Source organism: uncultured Sphingomonas sp. (assembly GCF_964237335.1).
In the GTDB taxonomy this organism is placed as follows: domain Bacteria; phylum Pseudomonadota; class Alphaproteobacteria; order Sphingomonadales; family Sphingomonadaceae; genus Sphingomonas.
Window position 1 is genome coordinate 24,334 of sequence record NZ_CAXSHM010000009.1, and the last position, 22,163, is coordinate 46,496.

A 22,163-nucleotide genomic window follows, 5' to 3' on the forward strand; every position below is an offset into this window, starting at 1 on the left:
CACCTCCCTCATCATGCCGCGCCGTCAGAACAGGATCGCGCCGCCCGTCACCAGCCGGATAGCGGGCGACGCCGAGTTGAGCCCCGCGACCGCCTGCGCGTCAAGCTGGAGTCGCTTGGTCGGCCGCCATGCCGCCGAGAAGGCGGCCAGCATATGGGTCTCGTGGCCCGACGGATCGTCGTCGCGCTGGACGTAGAACTCGCCATAGACGTTGACGGCCTCGGTCAGCTTGTAGCGCGTTCCCCAAATGCCGTTGAACGCGAGATGCCGCCCCGATCCCGACCCGTTCGTCGCCGCATCCATCTCGCCGGTGAACTGCACGGCCAGCTTCTTCGTCAGGTCGTACTGCACCGGCACGATCGCGCCGGCCGACCAATCGCCCGCGCCGATCGGGTAGCGCCCGGTCGGCACCGTCACGAACGGCTGGAAGCCCGCGGAGAAGGACTTGCCCTCCGCCCCGGCCAGATGCTGGCGTAGCGCGAGCGTCACGTCGCCGGTGCCGTCGACGGTATCGATGCTGCCGCTGGCCTTGTCGCGCGTGCGATCATGGCCATAGCCCGTCCAGCCGACCTGCACCTCCGTCTTCGATCCGATGCCGAGCCGGGCGAGGAAGTCGCCCGTGATGATCCGGTCTTCCCGGCTATCGGCGGTGTCATCGCGCTGCCAGTCTAGGGTCGACACCTCGACCTGAACCTGGCCCGGCTCGGTGGTGCAGCTCGACCCGCCCAGGCTCGGACGCGTCGGGCAGAAGCGCGGTTCGTCGGCGGCCGGCGGCGCAGCCGGCGTGGCCGCCGCCGTCTGATCGGCTTGGGCCAGCGCCGGGGTCGTGGCGAGCAGCCCCGCGAGCAACGCGACCCCCTGCGTACGGAGCCTCACTTCAGCGTGACCCAGGTCGGAGCGTGGTCGCTTGCCTTTTCTCGGCCGCGGTATTCCTTGTCTACCCCGGCATCGACCAGCCGGTCCGCCGCCATCGGGCTGAGCAGCAGGTGATCGATGCGGAACCCCGCGTCGCGCGGCCAGGCACCCGCCTGATAGTCCCAGAACGTCCACATGCCGCCCTTCGGCTGGCGCGTGCGTAGGGCGTCGGTCCAACCCTGCGCCACCAGGCTGCGAAACGCGGCGCGGCTTTCGGGCTGCATCAGCGCGTCCTCCGCCATGGCGCGGACGGAATAGGTGTCGTCATCGTTGGCGATGACGTTGTAGTCGCCGGCGAGCACGGCGGGGACCTCCTGCGCCAACAGCGCACGCGCACGCGCGGCGAGCCGGTCCATCCAGCGCAGCTTGTAGTCGAACTTGGGACCGGGCCGGGGATTGCCGTTGGGCAGATAGAGCGACGCGACGACCAGACCGCCGCCCTCTCCATCGGGGACCACGCATTCCAGATACCGGCTATGCTCGTCCTCCGGCTCGCCATCCAGGCCGCGCTGCCGCTCCACGGGCGTTGTCCCGCGCGCGAGGACCGCTACGCCGTTCCAGCTCTTCTGCCCATGCCACACCGCGCCGTACCCGACCGCCTCGATATCGGCGATCGGGAAGGTGTCGTCGCTCGCCTTCAGCTCCTGGAGGCAGACCACATCGGGCTGCGCCTCCGTCAGATATTCGAGTAATCGCGGCAGTCGCGCCTTGATGCCGTTGACGTTGTAGGTGACGATCTTGCGCGGCACCCGTCAGATCGCGAACGACGAGCCGCAGCCGCACCCGGATGCGGCATTGGGGTTCTCGACCCGGAACGCGGCGCCGCCGAGCGATTCGACGTAATCGACCGCGCAGCCCCGCACGAGATCGAGACTGACCGAGTCCACCACCAGCCGGACGCCGTCTGTCTCCGCCACCGTGTCGTCGGGCTCGGCCGCGTCGGCGAAACCGAATCTGTACTGGAAGCCCGAACAGCCGCCGCCATCCACTGACAGCCGCAGGATCGCAGGCTTGCCCTGCCGTCCCGCGACGGCCGCCACGCGAGCGGCCGCGGATGGGGTTAGCGCGATGTCGTGTGCAGGTGTCGCCATGGCCACGAGATAGGCGGGTTGACCGCCACGGGCAACCGGTGCGCCGCCGCCGATCAATCCTGCGGCGCGGGGCCCGTCATCGACACCGGGATCGCGTTGACCGAAGCGGATTGCGCCGCCGTCATATAATCGGCGGTCGTCAGGAACGGCGCGGGGTTCACCGCCTTGCCGTCGATGCGGACCTCGTAATGGAGGTGCGAGCCGGTCGAGCGGCCGGTGGAGCCCATCAGCGCGATCAACTGGCCGCGCTTCACCTGGGTACCCGGCTCGACCAGGATCTTAGACAGGTGGCCGTAGCGGGTCTGGATGCCCTTGCCATGGTCCAGCTCGACGAGGTTACCATAGCCGCCTGCCCGCTCCGCGCGATCGACGGTGCCGTCCGCGGTGGCGTAGACGGGCGTGCCCACAGGGCCGCGGATATCGACGCCGGCATGCATGCGGGCGGTGTGGTTGAAGGGATCGGACCGGATGCCGAAGTTGCTGGTGAACTCGAGCTGCTCGACCGGGTGGACCGACGGGATCGCGATACCGGCATGAAGCGGCGCGGCGCCGGCATCGGCCTGCTGCCAGGTGTCGAACAGCGACTTCATCCGCGTCTCGGTGACGATTTCCGCGGCGGTCGCGATGCCGACGACCATCGCCGGTCCCGCGCTCGCCGACACCGCCATCACCGGCGCGCCACCCGGCTCCCCCGGATCGGCCTGAGCTGCCCCTGCCACCATCATGCCGGCCACCACCGCCAGAACCCGAACACCACGCGCCATCGAGAAAGTCGCCATCAACGTCCCATCCCTGGCCGCGCGGTGGGTCCGCTCGGCACTGTCACCCCCGAAACGCCAGTTTTCAGGAACATGCTTACCTGTCCCGGATCGGGCGACGGCGGCAAGGGCACGAGCGGATGGGCGCGTCGGACCGGCAGGAAGGTGCGGCGAACCGATGGCCGCGCTATCCTCGATCACCTAGTCAGGCGGATGAGTGCGACGACTCCGCCGCTCGCAGCGCCTGCGCGGCGGCGAGGACCTCGTCGGCATGGCCCGGCACCTTCACCTTGCGCCAGGCCCGCGCGAGCCTGCCCGCGCCGTCGAACAGGAAGGTCGAGCGGTCGATCCCCATGTATTTCTTGCCGTACATGCTCTTTTCGACCCACGCGCCGAACGCCTCGCACACCGCGCCCGTCTCGTCGCTCGCCAGCGCCACCTCCAACTGGTGCTTGCCGGTGAAGCGCTGGTGGCTGGCGGGCGTGTCCTTGGAGACGCCGATCACCCGCACGCCGGCGGTCGTGAAATCGGCGGCGAGCCGGGAGAAGTCCTGCGCTTCCTTCGTGCAGCCGGACGTATCGTCCTTGGGATAGAAATAGACGACCGACGGCCGGCCGCGCAGCGCGGCGAGCGACAACGGCGATCCGTCGGTGGCGATCAGCGTTAGGTCCGGCAGCTCATCCATCAAACGTCTCCTGTGCCCAGAGCGCGCCCACGTCCTGACGCGTACGCTCGAAATCGGCAACCAGCGCGTTCCAGTCGGCCACGCCCATCGCGCGCGCCATCACCGCGCGGGTGGCGGGCGGCGGCTCCGTCGCGTCGGGCGCGAGCAGGCGGGCGGTGACGAGCATCCGCGTCAACAGGTCGTGCGCCGCATGCGTACCGGGCGGCAACAGGGGCCCGAGCGCATCGATCGCGCGGCCGAGGTCGGGATCGAAGCCGGTGCGGTGGACCAATTGCGCGACATGGATCGCGAACTCTAGGTCGACGAGCCCGCCGGGTGACAGCTTGGCGTCGAGCGGCCCGGCGGGCGGCTTGTGCCGCGCCATCTCCGCCCGCATCGCTCGCGCCTCGGCAGCCACATCGCGCGCCGGCCGCTCGCCGCCGAGCACGCGCGCGACGACACCCGCGACATCGCCCCGCGCCGCCGTCGATCCGTACACGGGCCGCCCGCGCGCCAACGCCATATGCTCCCACGTCCAGGCGTCCTCGCGCTGGTAGCGATCGAACGAGGCGACCGAGACCGCGATCGGGCCTTGGCTTCCTGACGGGCGCAGCCGCGTGTCCACGGCATATAACGGCCCGGCGGCGGTTGGCACCGACAGCGCCGCCGTGATCCGGCTCGCGAGCCGATTGTAGTAGAGCGTGGCGCCCAGCGGCTTCGCTCCATCAGACTGCGCCCCGAACGCGCCGGTGAAGAGGTAGACGAGGTCGAGGTCGGATGCGTGCGTCATCGTGCCGCCCCCCATCCGGCCGAGCGCCAGGATGGCGAGTTCGCTGTCCGGCACGCGCCCATGCGCGCGCACGAACTCCGCCACCGTCGCCTCCGCGAGCGTCACGATCGCCGCCTCCGCCACGCGCGCATAGCCGTGCGCCACGCCGAGCGGATCGGCGGTGCCGGCGACGATCTGGACGCCGAGCGCGAACTGCCGCTCGCCGACGATGTGCCGCACGCGATCGAGCCGTGCCTGATAGTCGGCGTCGGTCTCGGCCGGCGTCATCTCCGCCGCCAGCGCGGACACGGACGGCACGGGATCGAGCGCGGACGCGTCGATCAGCCCGTCGAGCAGCGCGGGCCGCCGTGCGAGATCGTCGGCAAGCGGTCCGGCATGGCTCAGCACCGCCGCCAGCAGCGTCGCCAGCGGCGGCCGCGCCTCCAACAGCCGGAACAGGTTGATCGCGCTCGGCAGTCGCTCGATCATCGCATCGAACCGCGCGAGCGCCGCCGACGGCTCCGCCCCTTCGGCCAGCGCCGCCAACAACGCCGGCAACACCGCTTCCAACGCCAGGCGGGCGCCCGCGCCGCGCAGCGCGGGGTAGAGCCCGGTCCGCCACCGCTCGACGATCCGCGCCGCGTCCGCCGCGAACCCGGTGCCGACGAGCGCTTCGGCCAGACGATCATGATCGACAGGCAAGCCGACCTCGCGCTCCGACCCCAAGGAGTCGTACACCGCCGCCACGCGTGCGACCGGCAGTGCGAGTAGCCCGAGCAGTGCGTCGCCATCGGCAAGCCCGTCGAGCCGCGCCACCCGATCGAGCGCGTTGCCGGCGGGAAGCAGATGCGTCTGGCGATCGTCGATCATCTGCACGCGATGCTCGATCCGGCGCAGCACCGCGTAAGCGGCGATCAAGTCTTGCGCCTCGTCGCCCGCGATCCAGCCCGCGTCCGCCAGCCGGGCGAGCGCGTCGCGGGTGGCGGGTGCCCGCAATGCGGGATCGCGCCCACCGTGGATCAACTGGTGGATCTGCGCGAAGAACTCGATCTCACGGATGCCGCCCCGCCCGCGCTTCAGGTCATAGCCGGGACCAAGCCGTTGGCCGGAGGCATAATGGTCGCGAATGCGCTGCGACATCGCGCGCAGCTCGCCCACCGCGCCGAAATCGAGACCACGCCGCCACACGAACGGCCGGATCGCGGTGAGGAACCGCTCGCCCAGCGCCACGTCGCCCGCCGCCGCCCTTGCCCGGATGAAGGCGGCGCGCTCCCAAGGGAGCGCCTGCGACTCGTAATAGGCCGTGGCGGCGCCGATCGACAGCACGATCGGCGTCACCTCAGGCGAGGGCCGGAGCCTCAAGTCGACGCGCAGCACATATCCGTCGGCGTCACGCGTCTGCAGCAGCTCGATCACACGGCGCCCGACCCGCACCGCCGCGTCACCCGGCTCCTCGCGCAGGCGGCGGGGGAAGGTCTCGGGATCGAACAGCAGGATAGGGTCGATGTCGGACGAGTAATTCAGCTCGCGACTGCCCTGCTTGCCTAGCGCCAAGGCGACGAAGCCGGCCGGCTCGGCCTCCGGCGCCCGTTCGGCGATGGCGGTGCGGATCCCGGTATCGAGCGCATGGTCGGCGAAATCGGACAGCGCGTGCGTCACCGCGCCGAGGTCGAACGCGCCCGACAGGTCGCCGATCGCGACGAGCAGCGCGATGCGGCGTCGTTGTACGCGAAGGCGATGCGCCACCGGTCTGGACGGGTCGACCAGCATCGCGTCGGCGACATCGAACACGCCGGCGCGGAGCCTCGTCGCCAACGCCGCCTCGCGACCCGCGACGTCCAGTAGAAACGGCGACTCCGCCATGGCCCGCCTGAACGCCGCAGCCGCACGATCAGGGGCCGCATGGATCAGGTCGGTCATCATCGGCCGCTTGGGACTTGACAAAACCCCAGAAGCAACTTTTCGCCAAACCGGTCGTTTAACTTACCATGACCTGCTTCACCGATCATTTGAAAACGGCGTCGCCCGTGACGGGCACGATCGTCGCGCGGCCCCAGAAGAGCGACGCCATCGGCAAGGCGCTTTCCTGCGCGTTCGGACCCGGTCAGTCGATGCCCACCGCGATCTCGGCCGCGCTCGACAAGCTCGATCACATTCAATAGCCGCGCCGGTCTAGCGATCGCGGCTGAGCTCTTCTACTTCGTTCATGATCGTATCGAGCGCCGTACGCGACGTATCGGTGACGTGTTCGCGTCGCGACGGTAGCGAACCCTGCGTCAGGATCGTCTCGAGCGCGACCCGGCCGCGAGCCACGCGGCTCTTGATCGTCCCGACCGCTACCTGGCAGATCTCTGCCGCTTCCTCATAGGCGAAGCCACCCGCTCCCACGAGGATCAACGCCTCGCGCTGCGGTGCCGGCAGGTGAAGCAGGGCGCGCTGCATGTCGCCAAGCTCGACGTGCCGATCCTGGCTCGCCGGCGCCGCCAGGAGGCGATCGGCAACCAGATCGTCCCACTCGCCCTTGAAGCGCGCGCGCCGCATCTGCGACAGATACAGGTTGCGCAGGATGATGAACGTCCACGCGCGCATGTTCGTGCCGGCCTGGAACCGCTTGCGCGCAGCCCACGCCTTCAGCAGCGTCTCCTGGACCAGATCGTCGGCGAGATCGCGGCTGCCCGACAGCGACCGCCCGAACGCGCGGAGGTGGGGAATGACCTGACCGAGCTGCGTCTTGAACTCAGGGTCGGACAGGGAGACATGCTCGACGGGCGCATCGGCCGGCTCCGCGTCGTGCGCTGCAGCTTCACTCATGTTCTGGCCTTGTCCCCGATCGCGCATCCGCGTCACCAACATAGGAGAAGGGCCGGCGATTTCCACCGCCCGTCCTTCAACCGCTGTGGACGCCGTGCAGCACGATGAAGGCGAACAGGACGATGACGAGTACCAACGAGATGCCCAGCACGTAACGGGTCACGCCGGGCGTGGAGCCGCCGCGCGCGCGCTCGGTGTTGATGTGGATCGGTTCCTTGTCGTCGGCCATGATTGTCCCCCGCAAAAATCGTGTCTGGTTCGGTGGCGCCGCGTCAGGCTGCCGGCACGGTGTTCTCGTCGAAGAACAGCGCCTGGCTGATCGCCGCCTTCACCGTCGAGCGCTGGAACGGCTTGGTGATGAGGAACGTCGGCTCGGGCCGCTCGCCGGTCAGCAGACGCTCCGGGAAAGCGGTGATGAAGATCACCGGCACCTGAAACTCCGCCAGGATGTCCTTCACCGCGTCGATCCCGGAACTGTCGTCGGCGAGCTGGATGTCGGCGAGCACCAAGCCCGGCCGGTCTTCCATCGCCAGCGCCACCGCCTCGTCGCGCGTCACGGCGACACCGGTGACGTCATGGCCGAGATCGCGCACGATCGTCTCGATGTCCATCGCGATGATCGGCTCGTCCTCGATGATGAGCACGCGAGCACGCGTCTGCGTCTCGATCTCCGCGAGCGCCTGCGCCACCAGCGTCTCGATCTCCGCCGGCTCCACCTCGATCAGATAGGCGGCATCCTCGATCGTGAAGCCCTCCATCGCCGTCAGCAGCAGCGCCTGACGCGACAGCGGCGTCATGCGCGCGAGGCGAGCACGAGCGACGACCTCGCGGTCGCCCCCGTCGATCATCGACGGCTCGTCCATGTCGGTATCGGCGTTCGCCGAACTCCAGATCCCCTGGAACATGCGATACAGGCCGAGCCGCGGCTCCACGTCGCGGGGGAACTCCGCGGGCGCGGCGACGATCGCCTCCAGCGTAGCGCGGACGTAGTGATCCCCATGCATCTGGCTTCCGGTCAACGCCCGCCCATATCGGCGAAGGAACGGAAGGTGGGGCGCGAGTTGCTGGCCAAGCGACATGATCGTCAGTCTCTCCACGTGATAACGGGTCGCTCCTTTGGAAGCGAGCGGCCCTCGAAAGCAAATCGTTTTGCCGCCCCCTTTATAACAACGGGTGCGGCGATCGGGTTTTTCGGATCGTGGCTGGAACCGGTGACGGCGTTTTTGGTTTCAGAAGCTTGTGCGAGCCTGCGTCCGTCCATTCGGTGGCAAGATCGTGGGGCCGCGCCGGCAGCGGCGCACCGTTGGTGGGAGTGGGCGTTGCCGGGCGATACGGAACAGGGCGGCAAGGGATCGGAGCAGACGATCGCTCCCAAGATCGAAACGCCGGCCGGCGATCGCGACACCGGCGCCGCATTGCGCTCGGTTTACCAGAAGACGGTGGACGAGGCGGTCCCCGACGAGATGCTGGACCTGCTTGGCCGGCTCGACTGAGGTTGTGTGATGATCAGTTCGGCCGTGCCGCCGCGGGTTGAGCGGCGATGGGTGGCGCCGCGTCGGTGGCCCACGGGTGCGAAACTTTTCCTGACGCTCAGTCTCGCGCTCCTGCCACTGGCGCTGATCGCAACCCTCGCGACCTGGCAGACGGCGCGAACCTTCAACGACGAGGTCCGTGCGCGCGTCCGGACCGCTGCGGCGAGCGGCGGCCGGGCGATGGGCCTCGAACTCGTCGGCGACATGACCGCGTTGCGCGCTGCAACGGGCGCGCTCGATCAGGACCCGGAGGACGCGCCAAGCTGTGCCCGTGTCCAGGGCGTGTTCGCGGCGCAGGCGGCAGCCAGCGTGCGGTTCGAAGTGCTCGACCAGCGAGGCCGCCTCCTATGCGGCGAGCGTGTTCCCGGCACCCCGGGCGGTTCGCGGCCGTCCGCCGCAAGACCGATCGTCGCCGCGGTGGTGCCAAGCCAGGGCCTCGTGCTGCACATCGGTGGCGGACGCCGCCACGCCTCTGCCTCCGCCCTGTTCGCGGCGGACTACCTGAGCCGGATCATCCACCCCAACGGTGTCGGCACCGGCTATGGCGCGACGATCGAGCGCGACGGCGACGCGCTGCCGCTGGTTCCCATGCCCGGCACCGGCGCGCTTGACCGTCACGAGGCGGTCAGAACGCCGCTCGGCATCGACGGACTGTCGCTGGTCATGGAGGCACAGAAAGCGCCGATCACTTGGCCGCTGGTACTCGCCCTCCTGCTGCCGCTGTTGATGTGGGCGGCGGCGGCAAGCATCGCCTGGTTCGTGGTCGATCGGCTGCTGGTACGCCCATTGCGGCGGCTGCGGGCGAGCGTCGCGGCCTACAATCCCGGTGATGTGATCGATCCGGGCGACCTGTCGCTGCTGCCGGCGCAGGAGATCGTCGATCTGGGCGACACGTTCCGCGCGATCAGCCGCACCGTGGCGCTGCACGAGGCGGGACTTGCCGAAGGGTTGGTGCGCCAGACCCGGCTGACGCGCGAGGTGCATCATCGGGTGAAGAACAACCTGCAGGTGATCTCCAGCCTCATCAACATCCATGCCCGCGGCTCGCGCGGTAGCGAGGCGGCGGCCGCCTATTCTTCCATCCAGCGGCGTGTGGATGCGCTCGCGGTCGTGCACCGCAATCATTTCGCGGAGAACGAGGCCAATCGCGGCCTGCCGCTGCGATCGGTCCTGGGAGAGCTCGCGTCGAACATCCGCGCGACGGCACCGGACGAGTCGGCTCACCTGGGCATCACGCTCGAGATCGACCCGTTCTTCGTGAGCCAGGACGTGGCGGTCGCGGTCGCGTTCCTCGTGACGGAGATCGTCGAGCTCGCGATGTCGGTCGATCCCGTCGCCCAGATCCGCATCGGGCTTAGAAGCACCGATCGCGACGACCGTGCGACGTTGAGCGTCACGGCCCTGGCGCTCACGGGCAATCCCCTGCTCGTCGAGGCGCTGACGAAACGATATGGGCGCGTGATCGAGGGGCTGTCGCGTCAACTGCGTTCGCCGCTCACCCGTGACGAGGCGGCGGGACAGTATCGGATCGACATCGCCGTCATCGGCCAGGATTGACCGAAGCCTGCGACCTTTTTTCGTCTAGCCAACGGGAACCTGCTGATCGACTCGTCGTTATAACCTCCGACCGCGGCCCCATAGCCCCCCGCTCTCGCGGTCCACGACATGGACCCGGAGGCGCCGCCCTCCCCCTGCGGCGCTTCCGGGTCTACTTCGTTAGCCGAGTTTTTGCGTCGCAAACCGGCATCGTCCGGCGGGTTTCGTCACTGCTGGACTATCTCGGTGCTCGACACCTCACGCGCGCGGCGGCGTTCGGTGAACCAAATCGCGATGAGCGCCAATTCGTATAGCAGGATCAACGGCACCGCGAGCAGGATCATCGATCCCGCATCTGGCGGCGCAAGCACCAGCGCGACGGCGAAACATCCGACGATCGCATAACGCCGTGCGCCCGCCAGTTGCTTGCGCGTCACGATGCCGGCACGTTCCAGCAGCATCAGCAGCACCGGCATCAGGAACGCGATGCCGAACGCGAACAGGAACTGCATGACGAACGACAAGTAATTGTCGACCGACGGCAGCGCCTCTTGGTGCACGCCGCCGATATCGCCCTGATAGCTTAGCAGGAAGTGCAGCGCGGCCGGGACCGCGACGTAATAGGCCATCGCCGCGCCGGCGATGAACAGCACCGGTGTCGCACACAGGAACGGCAGCAGCGCGCGCCTTTCCTTGCGGTAAAGCCCCGGCGCGATGAACTGCCACAGTTGATTGGCGATCACCGGAAACGCGAGCATCGCGCCGGCGAAGAACGCGACCTTCAGCTGGACGAAGAAAGCCTCGAACAACTGGGTATAGATCAGCCGATTCTGCCCTGCGCGCAGCAGCGGATGCACCAGGAAACCGAAGATCGGCTCCGCGAAATAGAAGCATCCGACGAACGTCACCAGCAGCGCCACCATGCTGAACAGCAGGCGTCGGCGCAGCTCGATCAGATGGTCGAGCAGCGGCGCCCGGCTGTCGTCGATCTCCTCGCTCACGATGGTGCCTTTGTGTCGGCCGCCGGCTCGGTGCCGGACTCAGCGGGAACGACGGTCGGCGACTCCACGGTGACGGGATGCTCGATCGTCGAAACCGCGGCCGGCGCGTCGTCGATCCGCGGTTGCGCCGTCATCACAGGGGCGCCGTCCGCCGCTGCAGGTCCATCGATCGCCACCGCCTCGGCACGGGTTGGTGGATGGTCGCGCATGATGCGCTCGTTCTCCGCCTTCCAGCGCTGTTCCATCTCGGCGAGCTCGGCATCGCGGACCATGGTGTCGAACCCCGACCGGAACTGGCGCGCGACCCCGCGCGCCCGCCCGATCCAGTAACCCGCCGTCCGCATCGCGCGCGGCAGGTCCTTGGGCGGGATCACGAGCAGCGCGACCGTGCCCAGCACGATCAGTTCCGTGGGAGCGACGTCGAACATGTCAGCCGTCCGTCCGCGCAGGCGCCTCAGTGATCGTCACGCACCTTTTGGACATCGCGGTCGAGCACCGGGTCGACGGCGGGTTTCACCTCGATGCGCGACGGCGGGCGCGGCGCGTCGGATGGATGCTCATCCTCGTCGGCCATGCCCTTCTTGAACTGCTTGATGCCCTTGGCGACGTCGCCCATCATGTTCGAGAACCGGCCACCACCGAGCACGAGCACGAGCACGACGCCGAGGATCAGCCAGTGAACTAGGCTGAATTGACCCATGAGAAATCTCCTACGCTGGCCGACCGCTTAGCGGGCATCGCAACCTTTTGCCACCAATGACTTGGGGCCCTCGACGGCGTGGCCGGCTCAGCGCAGCGCCAGGAACGCGTCGCGCCGGGCGATCAGCTCCGCCGGATCGCCGTCGGGCGCGCCCCGCGCCGCCATCGCGCGGTCCAGCCGCTCGCGGGATCGCGGCGCGATGGGGCCAAGCCGCTCGGCGACCGCGCGCATCTCGTCCAGCCGCGCCCAGCAATCGAGCACCACGTCGCACCCAGCGGCGATCGCGCCCGAGGCCTTGTCCGCCGGCGACCCGGTCAATGCCTTCATGTCGATGTCGTCCGTCATCAGCAGCCCGTCGAAGCCGATCTGCCCGCGGATCACCTCCTCGATCACGATCGGTGACACTGTCGCGGGCCGCTCCGCATCCCAGGCCTCGAACACGATGTGCGACGTCATCGCCATGCTCGCGTGGCGGAGCGTGCGGAACGGCCCCAGGTCCACCTCCAGCGCCCCGGCATCGGCGACGACGGTCGGCAAGGCGTGGTGCGAGTCGAGCAGCGCGCGGCCGTGGCCGGGGATGTGCTTGACGACGCCGACAACCCCGCCAGCCGCCAGCCCCTCCAGCATCGCGCGACCGAGCGCGGCGACCTGCATCGGCTCCGATCCATAGGCACGGCTCGCGATCGCCGGCGTCGTGTCGGGCTGCGAAACGTCCAGCAACGGCGCGCAGTCGACGGTGATCCCTACCTCGGCGAGCATCAGCCCCAGCGCCTGGCCATTCGCGCGCATCGCCTGGATCGCAGACATCGGCGCGAATTGGTAAAGCGCGTCGAACGCGGGGCCGGCGGGAAAGGCGGGCCATTCCGGCGGTTGCAACCGCGCCACCGGGCCGCCCTCCTGATCGACCAGGACCGCCAGATCGTCGCGCCCGGTCAACGCGCGCAACGAGTCGGTCAGCCCGAGCACCTGGGCCCGGTCGACGACGTTGCGGCGGAACAGGATGAAGCCGGCCGGCTCCGCTTCCGCAAAGAAGGCGCGCTCGTCGGCGGACAGGGTCGGGCCGGCGAGGCCGAAGATCACAGGCGTCATGCCGCCGCCTTATACCGGGGTGGCGGCACGCGTCACGCGAGGCTCAGCCGGCGGTGACGAAGCACCCCTCGCCCGCCACCTTCAGCCGGCCGCAGATGTCGGTCGCCGCATTGGCACTGCCCGCGTTGACGCGCAGGCGGAAGACGTGGCGCCCGCCGACGTCCGCCTGTTCCACCGACTTGCCGAGCGTCGCCACATAGCCGAACCGGCGCGCCATCGCGCTCCACGCCGCATCGGCCGCGGCCTGCGTCGGGAACGCGCCGAGCTGCACGAGCGAACCGCCGGAGCCCGCACCGGGGACCATGCCGTGCGGCGCGGTAACGGGGGCCGGCGCGGTCAGGCGGCCGCCGCTCGCCGGCACCGCGGCGGTCGCCACCGCTGCGCCGTGCGCAGGCGTCGTCGCAGCGGCGCTGTGGTGACTGGCCACCGGCTTCTCGGGAACTTGATGCGGATCGATCGCGCCGGTTCCCGCGCCCGTGCCGGTGCTGGTCGCGATCGCGCTGTCACCCTCGCCTCCGACCTTCAGCCCGCCGGGATCGTCGGGCTTGACCTTGTAGTCGCCGTCCTGCGCCGCGATCAGTCCGCGGCCGCTCGCCTGCGTCGCCGGACCCGGGCGATTGAGGCGATAGACGGCGAACACGATCCCTGCGAGGATCGCGAGGCCGATCAGGACAAACAGGATCATCCGCCCGGCGCCCGGCCCGCGCGGCTCGTCCGATTCGACCGTCTCCAGCCACGGCAGGCGATCCTCGTCGCGCAGATGGATCTCGTCCGCCATGTCAATGCATCTCCCACGCCGCCGCGACGCCCATGACGCCCAAGCCATTGCGGATAACCTGCGCGACGGCCTCGGCCAAGAACAGACGCGCCGCGCTCAGCCCCGCATCACCTTCGATCAGGAAGCGCCGATCGGGGTCGTCGTTTCCGACATTCCACGCCGCATGAAAGCCAGCCGCCAAGTCATAGAGATAGAAGGCGATCCGGTGCGGCTCACGGGTCGCCGCCGCGGTCTCGACCACGCGCGGAAACTGCGCCGCAAGCTGCACCAGCGCCAGCTCGCGCGTATCAAGCCGGGACAGGTCCGCGTCCGCCGTCACGACTCCGACCCCCGCCGCACGCCGGCCAAGCGAGGCGATCCGCGCATGGGCGTATTGGACGTAGAAGACCGGATTGTCCTTCGACGCCTCCACGACCTTGGCGAAATCGAAGTCCATCTGCGCGTCGGCGCGGCGCGTCAGCATCGTGAAGCGGACGACGTCCCTGCCGACTTCGCTCACCACATCAGCAAGCGTCACGAAGTTGCCGGATCGCTTGGACATCTTGACCGGCTCACCACCGCGCAGCAGCCGCACCATCTGGATCAGCTTGACGTCGAACCGCGTCTTGCCACCCGTCAGCGCCTCGACCGCGGCGACGATCCGCTTGACCGTGCCGGCATGGTCAGCGCCCCAGATGTCGATCAGCGCGTCCGCGCCCTGCGCCTTCTGGAAATGGTAGGCGAGGTCGGCGCCGAAATAGGTCCACTGCCCGGTCGATTTGCGGATCGGCCGATCCTGGTCGTCGCCGAACGCCGTCGAGCGGAACAGCGGCAGAACGACGGGCTCCCAGTCCTCGGGCGTTTCGCCCTTCGGCGCCTCCAGCACCCCGTCGTAGACGAGCCCACGTGCGCGCAGTTCCGCTTCCGCCGCCTCGGGCTTGCCGGCGGCCTGCAACGCGGCTTCGGAGGCGAACACCTCGTGCGTGATGCCGAGCAACGCCAGATCGGTGCGGATCATGTCCATCATCGCCGCCACGGCGCGGGTGCGGAACAACGGCAGCCAGTCGGCTTCGGGCGAGGTTAGGAAGCGGTCGGAGAAGTCGGCCGCAAGTGCCTGCCCTACCGGCACAAGATAGTCGCCGGGGTACAGCCCCTCGGGGATGGCGATGCTCTCGCCCAATGCCTCGCGGTAGCGGAGGTGGACGGAGCGGGCGAGCAAGTCGACCTGGCCGCCGGCGTCGTTGACGTAATATTCGCGGATCACCCGCGCGCCGGCGAACTCCAGCAGATTGGCGAGCGCATCGCCCACCACCGCGCCGCGGCAATGGCCCATGTGCATCGGGCCGGTCGGGTTGGCCGAGACATATTCCACGTTGATCGTCTGCCCGCGCCCCTTTGCGGACCGGCCGTAATCGGCGCCAGCAACCGGGATCGCCGCCAGCTCCGCGCGCCACGCGGCGTCGGTCAGCGTCATGTTGATGAAGCCAGGCCCCGCCACCGATACCGACGCGACATCGTCGAGCTTGCCCAGTTCGGCCGCGATCCGCTCGGCGAGCGCGCGCGGGTTGGTCTTCGCCGCCTTGGCGAGCACCATCGCGGCGTTGGTGGCAAGGTCGCCATGGCTCGCGTCGCGCGGCGGCTCGACGGCGACGTTCGAGCGGTCGAGATCGGCCGGCAGATCGAGCAGATCGAGCGCCGCGTCGACGTGCGCGGCGAAACGGGAATACAGGGTCATTCCGCGCGCCTAGCGCATGGAGCGGAGCGGCGCAAAAGCCGACGCCGGCGCGGTGGTTGTTAGCGAACACACAGGACCGGGGCCGGCGCTCCCGCCCCTCATGCCATGCGGACGAGGCCCTCCACCGCCGCGGAGCGTGGCGCGCCGGGGAACAGCGTTGCCGTGGTGCGCGACGGATCCAGCGCGAAATGCCCCGCCACCGCGCCGCCGATGAACGCGTCGAGCGGCAGCGTCGGCTTCAGATCGCGCGCCTCGTAAAGCGCCGCGGTCTTCAGCCCCGGCCAGTCGGCCATCACGCGACCGCCCTTCACCGCGCCGCCGAACAACATGGTGGCGGATCCCGTGCCGTGGTCGGTCCCGCCCGTGCCGTTGACCGCGACGGTCCGGCCGAACTCGGTCGCGACCAGCACCACCGTGTCGGCCCATAGCGGCCCCAGCCCGGTCTTCAGCGCGCCGACCATCGCGTCCAGGCCCTTCAGCTGCTGCGTCAGCCGCTGGCGCTGCTGCGTGTGGGTGTCCCACCCGCCGGTCTCGATCATCGCGATCTTCGCGCCACCCGGCGCCGCGAGCAGCTTGGCGGCCAACGCGCCCGTCGCGGCGGCATTGGCGCCGTTGCCCTGCCCCAGATCGCTCGTCAGCTCGCGCGTGCCCAGCGCCTCCGCCCACAGGCCGTGGAGCTGGTGGTCGCCCTGGTACATCATCGACACGCGGGCGAGCAGGTCGTCGGACGCCTGCGGCAGGTTGGAGGGCGCGTAGGAGGAGACGTCATGCGGCCCCCGCAGCGCCATCGGCACCGACGCCGCGATCGCGATTGCGCTCGCATCGTCGCGCGGCACGACACCGAGCATGCGGTTCATCCAGCCATCGCGCACTTGGTAGGCGCCCGCGCCGCCGGTCTCGAGCACGTTCTGCCCATCGAAGTGCGAGCGATCGCGATAGGGGGACGCGACCGCATGGGCGAACAGCGCCTCGCCGCCGCGGTACATCGCCAGCGTGTTGGTCATCGCCGGATGCAGCGCGAACATCGCGTCGAGCCGGGGCGCGCTCGCGAAGTCTGCGGCCAGATCGCCGCGCGCGCCGACGAACGCCGGATCGCCGACCGGCGCGACGACGCCCATGCCGTCCGCGGCGCCACGCTGGATGATGAACACGAACCGCCGCTCGGTTGCGGCAGCGGCGAAGGCCATGCGTGGCGCGAGCGCGAAACTGGCGGCGACGCCAGCTGTAGTCAGGAAGGAACGACGGTCTAGCATGATCTTACCTCCGCATCATCTCAGGGGATACGAGCAGCAACGCGAGCGCCTGCGCCGGGCTTTCCGCGCGCGTGAGCGACTGTTGCGTGGCTGTCGACAGCGCGGCGGGGAACAGCTTGCCGCCCAGCGCGCGCGCGTCGGTTTGCGCCGGCGCCTTCGCCGCGAACCGCTCGGCCGCCTCGACCCGGCGCATCACCGCATCGGGGCCGGCCCAACTGCCGGCGACGTCGTCCCACCCGACTGGCTGGCCCGGCTTCCACGTCGGCTGGCCCAACTGGTTGAGCAGCCCGACGATCATCGCGGGCTGCACGTCCTTCGCGCCGAGCGCGCGATAGCTGGCGATGCTCCACTCCCAGGGCGTGCGGAACTTGGGCGATCCCGCGACCCACGCCTCGGGCGAGGCGACGATCGCGCGATACACGGTCGGCAGATCGCCGCCGGACGTGAGGAAAGCCTTCTGCAGCCGCGCGACCATCGCCGGCGGCGGGTTGTCGCCCGCGAAATGTCGCGCGAGCTTGGTCGCGATGTGGGTCGCGGTGGCGGGCGAAGCGGCGACGTCGTCCAGCACCGCCTGCGCCTGTGTCACCCCGCCCGCAGGATAGACCTTCCCCATGATCGTCCGGTCGCCGGGCTCGTGGATCGGATCGGCGAAGACGAAGTCGCCGGGGATGCCGTCCGTGCCCGCGGCGCGCGCGCCTGGACCGCGACCGATGCCCGCTACCGTCCATCCGGTCATCGCGCGCGCGAACTCGGTGACGTCGGCCTGCGTATAGCCCGACCGGACGCCAAGGGTGTGCAACTCCAATATCTCGCGTGCGAGGTTCTCGTTCAACCCGATCTTGCGGTTGCCGCGCGCCGCGATCTTGAGCCCCAGCGGGCTGTTCGGCCCCACCGACACCGCTTGGTCAAGATACAGCAGCATCGCGGGATGCCGCTCCACGGCGGTCAGCATGTCGTGGAACCGTCCGAGCACGTGCGGCCGGATCGCCTCAAACTCCAGCGTACCCGACAGCGCGGTCAGCTCCAGCTTGTCAGCGGAGACCGCGAAATGGTTGGCCCAGAAATACACCAGCCGCTCGACGAACGGCGTGTCGGTCATGATCGCGGTCATCGCGCGCGCGCCGACCGCGGCGGCATAGCCCTGGCGCCCCTCGCGCGCCGCGAACTGGCGCGCCTCCCGCTCCGCCTCGTTGCGCGGCGGCTGCTGGCCCGCCGCCGCCGCCATCCCGGGCTTCATGCCGGCCGGCACGGGCTGCAGCGACTGCGGCGTCACGGGCGCGGTCATCATCGTGCCCGCGATCGGTGGCGGCGCTGCGTTCATCAAGCCGGCGGCCGGCGCCATCGTAGCCATACCCGCAGCCGGTGCGGGCACGGCGCCGGGCAAAGCCGCTGCCGCTGCGGCCGCCGCCTTGGCGTCGGCCTGCGCCTGCTGGCGGAGCTGTTGCTGCTGGCGGAAATAGTCGGCGAGCTCGGCCGAGGCGGCGGCGCTGGTCGGCGCGGCGACGATGACGTCGGGCCTCGCATCGTAGCGGTCGAACTGCGCAAGGAGCCATGCCCGCGCATCAGTCGGCACCGGCTGGTCGGGCCGGCCGCCGAGCCCGAACCGGTTGATGGCGATGCTGACCGAGGGAACGGGTGTCATACGAACCTCGCAGATTGACGACGACTCGGTATATAGGCTCTATCTGTCGCGGGAGTGTGCCCGTTTCGGCCCGTCAGAACCCTTCCGGCAAGTCGATCGGTCCCACGATGTCGCGGTAGCGCGCGACCGCGTATCGGTCCGTCATCCCCGCGATGAAATCGGCGACATGTCGCGACAGGCCAGGCTCGTCCGGCGGCAGGCGCATCCGCCACTCGTCCGGCATCAGCCGCGGATCGGCGTGATAGGCGGTGAACAGCCCGGCAACGACGCGGTTCGCCGCCGCCGCGGACGCGAGCTGGACCGGGTGATGGTAGAGGTTGGCGTACATGAAGCGCTTCAGCTCGCGCTCCGCCTCCCGCATCGCCGGCGAGAAGCCGACGAGCGCGCCGGGCGCCTGCCGCACCTCGTCCGCCGTGTCGACCGCGGCGGCGGCGAGGCGGGCCGTCGTCTCGGCGATCAGGTCGTTGACCATCGCGCCGATCTGGCCGCGCACCAGCTCGCCCGCCAACCGCGCGCGCGGCACGTCGGCGAAGCGCGCCTCCACCCCGGCCCAACCTTGCGCGACCAGCGGCACCGCCAGCAACTGATCGAGCGTCAGCAGCCCCGCCCGCAGGCCGTCGTCGATGTCGTGATTGTCATAGGCGATGTCGTCCGCGAGCGCCGCCACCTGCGCCTCGAGCGACGGCCAGGTGCCCAGCGCCAGCGGGAACTCGGCGTCCGCCGCCGCCAGCGCCCAGCCGGGACGGCGCACCGGGCCATTGTGCTTGGCGAGCCCCTCCAGCGTTTCCCAGGTGAGGTTCAGTCCCGCCCAGCGCGGATAGGGCTGCTCGATCGCGGTCAGCACGCGCAACGTGTGGCCGTTGTGGTCGAACCCGCCCCGGCCCTTCATCGCGGCCTTCAGCGCATCCTCGCCCGCATGGCCGAACGGCGGGTGGCCGATATCGTGCGCCAAGCACAGCGCCTCCGTCAGATCCTCGTTCAGCCCCAGCACGCGGGCGATGGTGCGGCCGATCTGCGCGACCTCCAGGCTATGCGTCAGTCGGACGCGGAAATGGTCGCCGTCGGGCGCCATGAACACCTGCGTCTTGTGGCGCAGCCGCCGGAAGCTGATCGAGTGAATGACGCGATCCCGGTCGCGCTGGAACGCGTCGCGGGGGCCGCGTGCCTCGCCATCGGCGCTTCCCGGTTCGCGGTGCAGCCGGCCCCGGCTGGCGGCTGGGTTCGACGCCCAACGGGCGGGGGTCACTTGCCGTCGAGCCGGCTGATCTTCTGGCCCGCCTCGCTGGTGAACGGGAAGGCCGAAACGCCCTGTTTCTTCAGCGTGTTGACGAAGGCGCGCGCCTCCTCGTCGGTCTTGAACGGCCCGGTGACGACGCGGTTGGTGGCGTGCAGCGGCGTCGTCCAGCCCTTGCGCCCGGCGAGCGCGGGCGCCTTCGACTTGGCGGCGGACCAGGCCTTGGGCAGATCGTCCTCGTTGGCGCCGCCCGCGACCTGCACCCAATAGCGTCCGGGCTCCGCCTTTTTAGTTTTGCGCTCGTCCGCGGCGTTCTTGTCGGCGAGCGCCTTCTTTTCGGCCGCGGCCTTCTTCTCGGCAGCCGCCTTGCGATCAGCCGCGGTCTGGCGGGCCGTGGCCTTGCGATCGGTCGGAGCCGCATCGTCGCTGCCGGTCTCGTCGGTGGCGGCATGGCTGCCGTGGCGCGAGCGCGTCGGCGTCGGTTCGGCGGTATCGGCGGCGGCGATCTCGCGTCGGCCGCGACGGGTGGAACGGTCCGGCGCCGCGGTGTCGGGCTTCGCCGCGTCCGCCTCCGTCGCGGCGACGGCAGTACGGTGGCCACGCCGGGTGGACGGATGCTCGCCCTCCGCCGACGGATCGGGCGCCGGTGCGGCCGCAGCCGCGGCGCCCTTCGCCTCGGGCGGTGAAGCGGACGCGGCGATCTCGACCGGCCGGTGCCGCCGCGCGGTGGCGGTGCGTCCGGCCGTCGTGAGCTGGCCGTTAACCATCATCGGCTCGGGTGGGAAGTCGGTCGACAGACGTTGGGTGACCGCCGGCGTCGCCGCCGACGATACCGGCGCCTGCGCGGCGGTGGTCACCGCAACCGTGGTCACCGCGACGGGGGTCACCGGAGTCACGGTTCCCGCCGCCGCCAGGTCGCGTCCCGGTATCGCGAGCGCGTCCGCGATGCGGGCGAGCACCGCATCGCCCGTCGTCGTGGCACCGGGTGGCGCCACGGTCGGCCTGGCGGCCGATGGCGCGGTCGTGGTCGATGCCGTCGGTGGCGCCGGAACGGGCGCGGTCGCAATCGGGGCGGCCGGAGCGACCGGGACAATCGCCGGTGCGGACGTCTGGACCGGACCGGCGGCCGACGGAACGACGATCCCGACCGACGCGGAAGAGAAGCCGGCGCTCGGCGGCGCGACTGCCGCGAGTTGAACGGGTGTGGACGACGGACGGGGCGCAGGCGCGACGGACGCAAGCTGCACAGGCGTGACCGACGCACTGGGCGCGGGCGTCGCCGCCGCGATCTGCACGGGCGCGGGCGACGCAAGCGGCGCGCCCGTCGCCGGCGCCGGAGATGCGGCTGGTCGCGCAGCCGCGATCGATACGGCCGGAGCGGGCGGCGATGCCGGCCGAGACGCGCCGGTCGGTGTCGACGCCAGCGCCGTCGGGCCAGCGCCCGCTCCTGGAGCAGACTGGACGGCAACGGCAGCCGGGCCGGCCGGCGGGCGCGGAAGATAATGCGGCAGCATCGACCCGGGATAGTAATAAGGCGCCCCGAAGCCGCTCGTCCGCGCAGGCGCGGCGATGGCTGCGGGAAGCCGGGCGGGCGGAGCCGCAGCGGCGAGCGCGACCGGCGCAGGAGCTCGCGCCGGGCCGACAGCCGGACGCGCCGGGGCCACACCTGCCGACGCGACACCCGCCGGCGCGCCGGTCGATCGCCCAGCCCCCGCATAGCCGTAGGACGGTGGCAGTGGTGCCGGTGCGACGACGACGGGTACGACGGCGGCGACCTGCACCTCCCCCTTCCGCTTGTGGCGGCGATCGGCCACGCGGACCGGGGCAGGCGCCGCGACCGGCGCCGCGCGCACGACCTGCACCACCTCGGGCGCGAACGGCGGCAAGGCAGGCGCGAGCCGGGCGTCGGCGATGCGCTGCGCGGTCGGCCTCAGCTCGCCGAAATGCACCGCGAACGCGCGGTCGACCGGCCCCAGCGCGGCCAACCGCGCGAAGAATGGCGCAAGCCCCTGCGCCTGGCCCGGCGCCATCATCGTCGTCGCGATCGACCCCGCAGCCGCCGCATCGCCGCCCATCGCGATGATGAACGCGCGCGACCGCCAGGCACCCCGATCGTTCTTGCGGATCAGCGGGTCGAGCTGCTGCAGTGCGGCTTCGTTCTGGCCCGAGATCGCGAGCGACAGCGCATATCGCCGCCGCACCTCCGCATTGTCGCCGGTAGCAAGGACCAGACGATAATCCCGTTGCGCGCGCCCCTGCTGCCCCAGCAGATCATAGGCGAGCCCGCGTTCCGCCGCGAAGCGCGCGGGCGGATAGCCATAGCCCTCAGCCTGGTCGAAGAAACGCAGCGCCTCCCCCGGTCGCTCGGAGCGCAGCAGCACCTCCGCCATGCCGGCCTTGACCCGGCCGTTGTGCGGATCGACCTTGTCGGCGCGCGCGAACAGCGACGCAGCACCCGACAGGTCGCCCAGCCGGGCGGACAGTTCGCCGGCCTGCGCCAGCGCGGCCACGTCCGTCGGCTCCGCGGCGATGATCCGCATCTGCGCGGCGAGCGCGTCGGCGTCCGACAGCGCAGCCGGCGCCGATACTGCCGACTGCGCCGCGCCGGCACCGGGCAGCATGATCGCGGCAGCCAGCGCGACGAGCGACGGCAGGAGGAGATGACGTGTCATGAGC

Annotated in this window: 22 protein-coding genes; 3 read left to right on the forward strand and 19 right to left on the reverse strand. The window is 70.2% G+C overall.

Going from position 1 to position 22,163, the window contains the following annotated elements:
- Nucleotides 1-24 precede the first annotated feature (24 nt).
- From ACFE65_RS06625 to ACFE65_RS06650, 6 genes are all read right to left on the reverse strand, one after another.
- A complete protein-coding gene (locus ACFE65_RS06625; protein WP_375381556.1) occupies nt 25-876 on the reverse strand; it encodes a transporter in 852 nt (283 codons plus the stop codon).
- A complete protein-coding gene (xth, locus tag ACFE65_RS06630) occupies nt 873-1,664 on the reverse strand; it encodes an exodeoxyribonuclease III (protein ID WP_375381557.1) in 792 nt (263 codons plus the stop codon). Before xth ends, ACFE65_RS06625 begins: the two co-directional genes overlap by 4 nt.
- A gap of 3 nt (nt 1,665-1,667) precedes the next feature.
- Entirely contained in the window at nt 1,668-2,006 is a 339-nt protein-coding gene (gene erpA / locus ACFE65_RS06635; RefSeq protein ID WP_375381558.1) for an iron-sulfur cluster insertion protein ErpA, read from the reverse strand.
- Between the two features lie 53 nt (nt 2,007-2,059).
- Complete coding sequence (locus ACFE65_RS06640) at nt 2,060-2,785, reverse strand: M23 family metallopeptidase (RefSeq protein ID WP_375381559.1); 726 nt, start codon at nt 2,783-2,785, stop codon at nt 2,060-2,062.
- A gap of 184 nt (nt 2,786-2,969) precedes the next feature.
- The gene (locus ACFE65_RS06645) at nt 2,970-3,449 is read right to left on the reverse strand and encodes a peroxiredoxin (protein ID WP_375381560.1); all 480 of its coding nucleotides are present in this window, start codon (nt 3,447-3,449) and stop codon (nt 2,970-2,972) included.
- Nucleotides 3,442-6,117, reverse strand: coding sequence for a bifunctional [glutamine synthetase] adenylyltransferase/[glutamine synthetase]-adenylyl-L-tyrosine phosphorylase (locus ACFE65_RS06650; protein WP_375381561.1), 2,676 nt, complete (start codon nt 6,115-6,117; stop codon nt 3,442-3,444). The genes ACFE65_RS06645 and ACFE65_RS06650 overlap by 8 nt, the downstream gene beginning before the upstream one ends.
- Before the next feature lie 68 nt (nt 6,118-6,185).
- Between ACFE65_RS06650 and ACFE65_RS06655 the strand changes: the two genes are divergently transcribed.
- Nucleotides 6,186-6,359 (forward strand): hypothetical protein, encoded by a 174-nt coding sequence (locus ACFE65_RS06655; RefSeq protein WP_375381562.1) that lies wholly within the window; start codon nt 6,186-6,188, stop codon nt 6,357-6,359.
- A gap of 10 nt (nt 6,360-6,369) precedes the next feature.
- Here the strand turns inward: ACFE65_RS06655 and ACFE65_RS06660 are convergent, their stop codons facing one another.
- From ACFE65_RS06660 to ACFE65_RS06670, 3 genes are all read right to left on the reverse strand, one after another.
- Nucleotides 6,370-7,008 carry a sigma-70 family RNA polymerase sigma factor gene (locus tag ACFE65_RS06660; RefSeq protein ID WP_375381563.1) on the reverse strand — a complete coding sequence of 213 codons (639 nt, stop codon included), beginning with the start codon at nt 7,006-7,008 and terminating at the stop codon, nt 6,370-6,372.
- Between the two features lie 76 nt (nt 7,009-7,084).
- Entirely contained in the window at nt 7,085-7,237 is a 153-nt protein-coding gene (locus tag ACFE65_RS06665) for a hypothetical protein (RefSeq protein WP_375381564.1), read from the reverse strand.
- Between the two features lie 43 nt (nt 7,238-7,280).
- Nucleotides 7,281-8,087 (reverse strand): response regulator, encoded by an 807-nt coding sequence (locus tag ACFE65_RS06670; protein ID WP_375381565.1) that lies wholly within the window; start codon nt 8,085-8,087, stop codon nt 7,281-7,283.
- On the opposite strand from ACFE65_RS06670, the gene ACFE65_RS06675 reads away from it, so the two are divergent.
- Both ACFE65_RS06675 and ACFE65_RS06680 read left to right on the forward strand, forming a co-directional pair.
- Entirely contained in the window at nt 8,058-8,501 is a 444-nt protein-coding gene (locus ACFE65_RS06675; RefSeq protein ID WP_375381566.1) for a NepR family anti-sigma factor, read from the forward strand. The two genes, ACFE65_RS06670 and ACFE65_RS06675, sit on opposite strands and share 30 nt — an antisense overlap.
- 9 nt (nt 8,502-8,510) lie before the next feature.
- Nucleotides 8,511-10,097, forward strand: a complete 1,587-nt coding sequence (locus ACFE65_RS06680) for a sensor histidine kinase (protein ID WP_375381567.1) — start codon at nt 8,511-8,513, stop codon at nt 10,095-10,097.
- A 206-nt stretch (nt 10,098-10,303) separates the two neighbouring features.
- Here ACFE65_RS06680 and tatC read toward each other — a convergent pair whose 3' ends face one another.
- The 10 genes from tatC to ACFE65_RS06730 all read right to left on the reverse strand — a co-directional run bounded on the left by tatC (nt 10,304) and on the right by ACFE65_RS06730 (nt 22,159).
- The gene (gene tatC, locus ACFE65_RS06685; RefSeq protein ID WP_375381568.1) at nt 10,304-11,077 is read right to left on the reverse strand and encodes a twin-arginine translocase subunit TatC; all 774 of its coding nucleotides are present in this window, start codon (nt 11,075-11,077) and stop codon (nt 10,304-10,306) included.
- On the reverse strand, nt 11,074-11,505 hold the full coding sequence (locus ACFE65_RS06690) for a twin-arginine translocase TatA/TatE family subunit (RefSeq protein WP_375381569.1): 432 nt from the start codon (nt 11,503-11,505) through the stop codon (nt 11,074-11,076). Before ACFE65_RS06690 ends, tatC begins: the two co-directional genes overlap by 4 nt.
- A 26-nt stretch (nt 11,506-11,531) precedes the next feature.
- Nucleotides 11,532-11,777, reverse strand: coding sequence for a twin-arginine translocase TatA/TatE family subunit (locus ACFE65_RS06695; protein WP_375381570.1), 246 nt, complete (start codon nt 11,775-11,777; stop codon nt 11,532-11,534).
- An 87-nt stretch (nt 11,778-11,864) separates the two neighbouring features.
- Nucleotides 11,865-12,866 (reverse strand): glycoside hydrolase family 3 N-terminal domain-containing protein, encoded by a 1,002-nt coding sequence (locus ACFE65_RS06700; RefSeq protein ID WP_375381571.1) that lies wholly within the window; start codon nt 12,864-12,866, stop codon nt 11,865-11,867.
- A gap of 43 nt (nt 12,867-12,909) precedes the next feature.
- Complete coding sequence (locus ACFE65_RS06705; RefSeq protein WP_375381572.1) at nt 12,910-13,644, reverse strand: SPOR domain-containing protein; 735 nt, start codon at nt 13,642-13,644, stop codon at nt 12,910-12,912.
- Nucleotide 13,645: 1 nt separating this feature from the next.
- Nucleotides 13,646-15,358 (reverse strand): arginine--tRNA ligase, encoded by a 1,713-nt coding sequence (gene argS, locus ACFE65_RS06710; RefSeq protein ID WP_375381573.1) that lies wholly within the window; start codon nt 15,356-15,358, stop codon nt 13,646-13,648.
- A 98-nt stretch (nt 15,359-15,456) separates the two neighbouring features.
- Nucleotides 15,457-16,611, reverse strand: coding sequence for a DUF1501 domain-containing protein (locus ACFE65_RS06715; protein WP_375381574.1), 1,155 nt, complete (start codon nt 16,609-16,611; stop codon nt 15,457-15,459).
- A 4-nt stretch (nt 16,612-16,615) separates the two neighbouring features.
- Nucleotides 16,616-18,253 (reverse strand): DUF1800 family protein, encoded by a 1,638-nt coding sequence (locus ACFE65_RS06720; protein ID WP_375381575.1) that lies wholly within the window; start codon nt 18,251-18,253, stop codon nt 16,616-16,618.
- A 73-nt stretch (nt 18,254-18,326) separates the two neighbouring features.
- A complete protein-coding gene (locus ACFE65_RS06725) occupies nt 18,327-19,499 on the reverse strand; it encodes a deoxyguanosinetriphosphate triphosphohydrolase (RefSeq protein WP_375381576.1) in 1,173 nt (390 codons plus the stop codon).
- On the reverse strand, nt 19,496-22,159 hold the full coding sequence (locus tag ACFE65_RS06730) for an SPOR domain-containing protein (protein WP_375381577.1): 2,664 nt from the start codon (nt 22,157-22,159) through the stop codon (nt 19,496-19,498). Before ACFE65_RS06730 ends, ACFE65_RS06725 begins: the two co-directional genes overlap by 4 nt.
- Nucleotides 22,160-22,163: the final 4 nt, after the last annotated feature.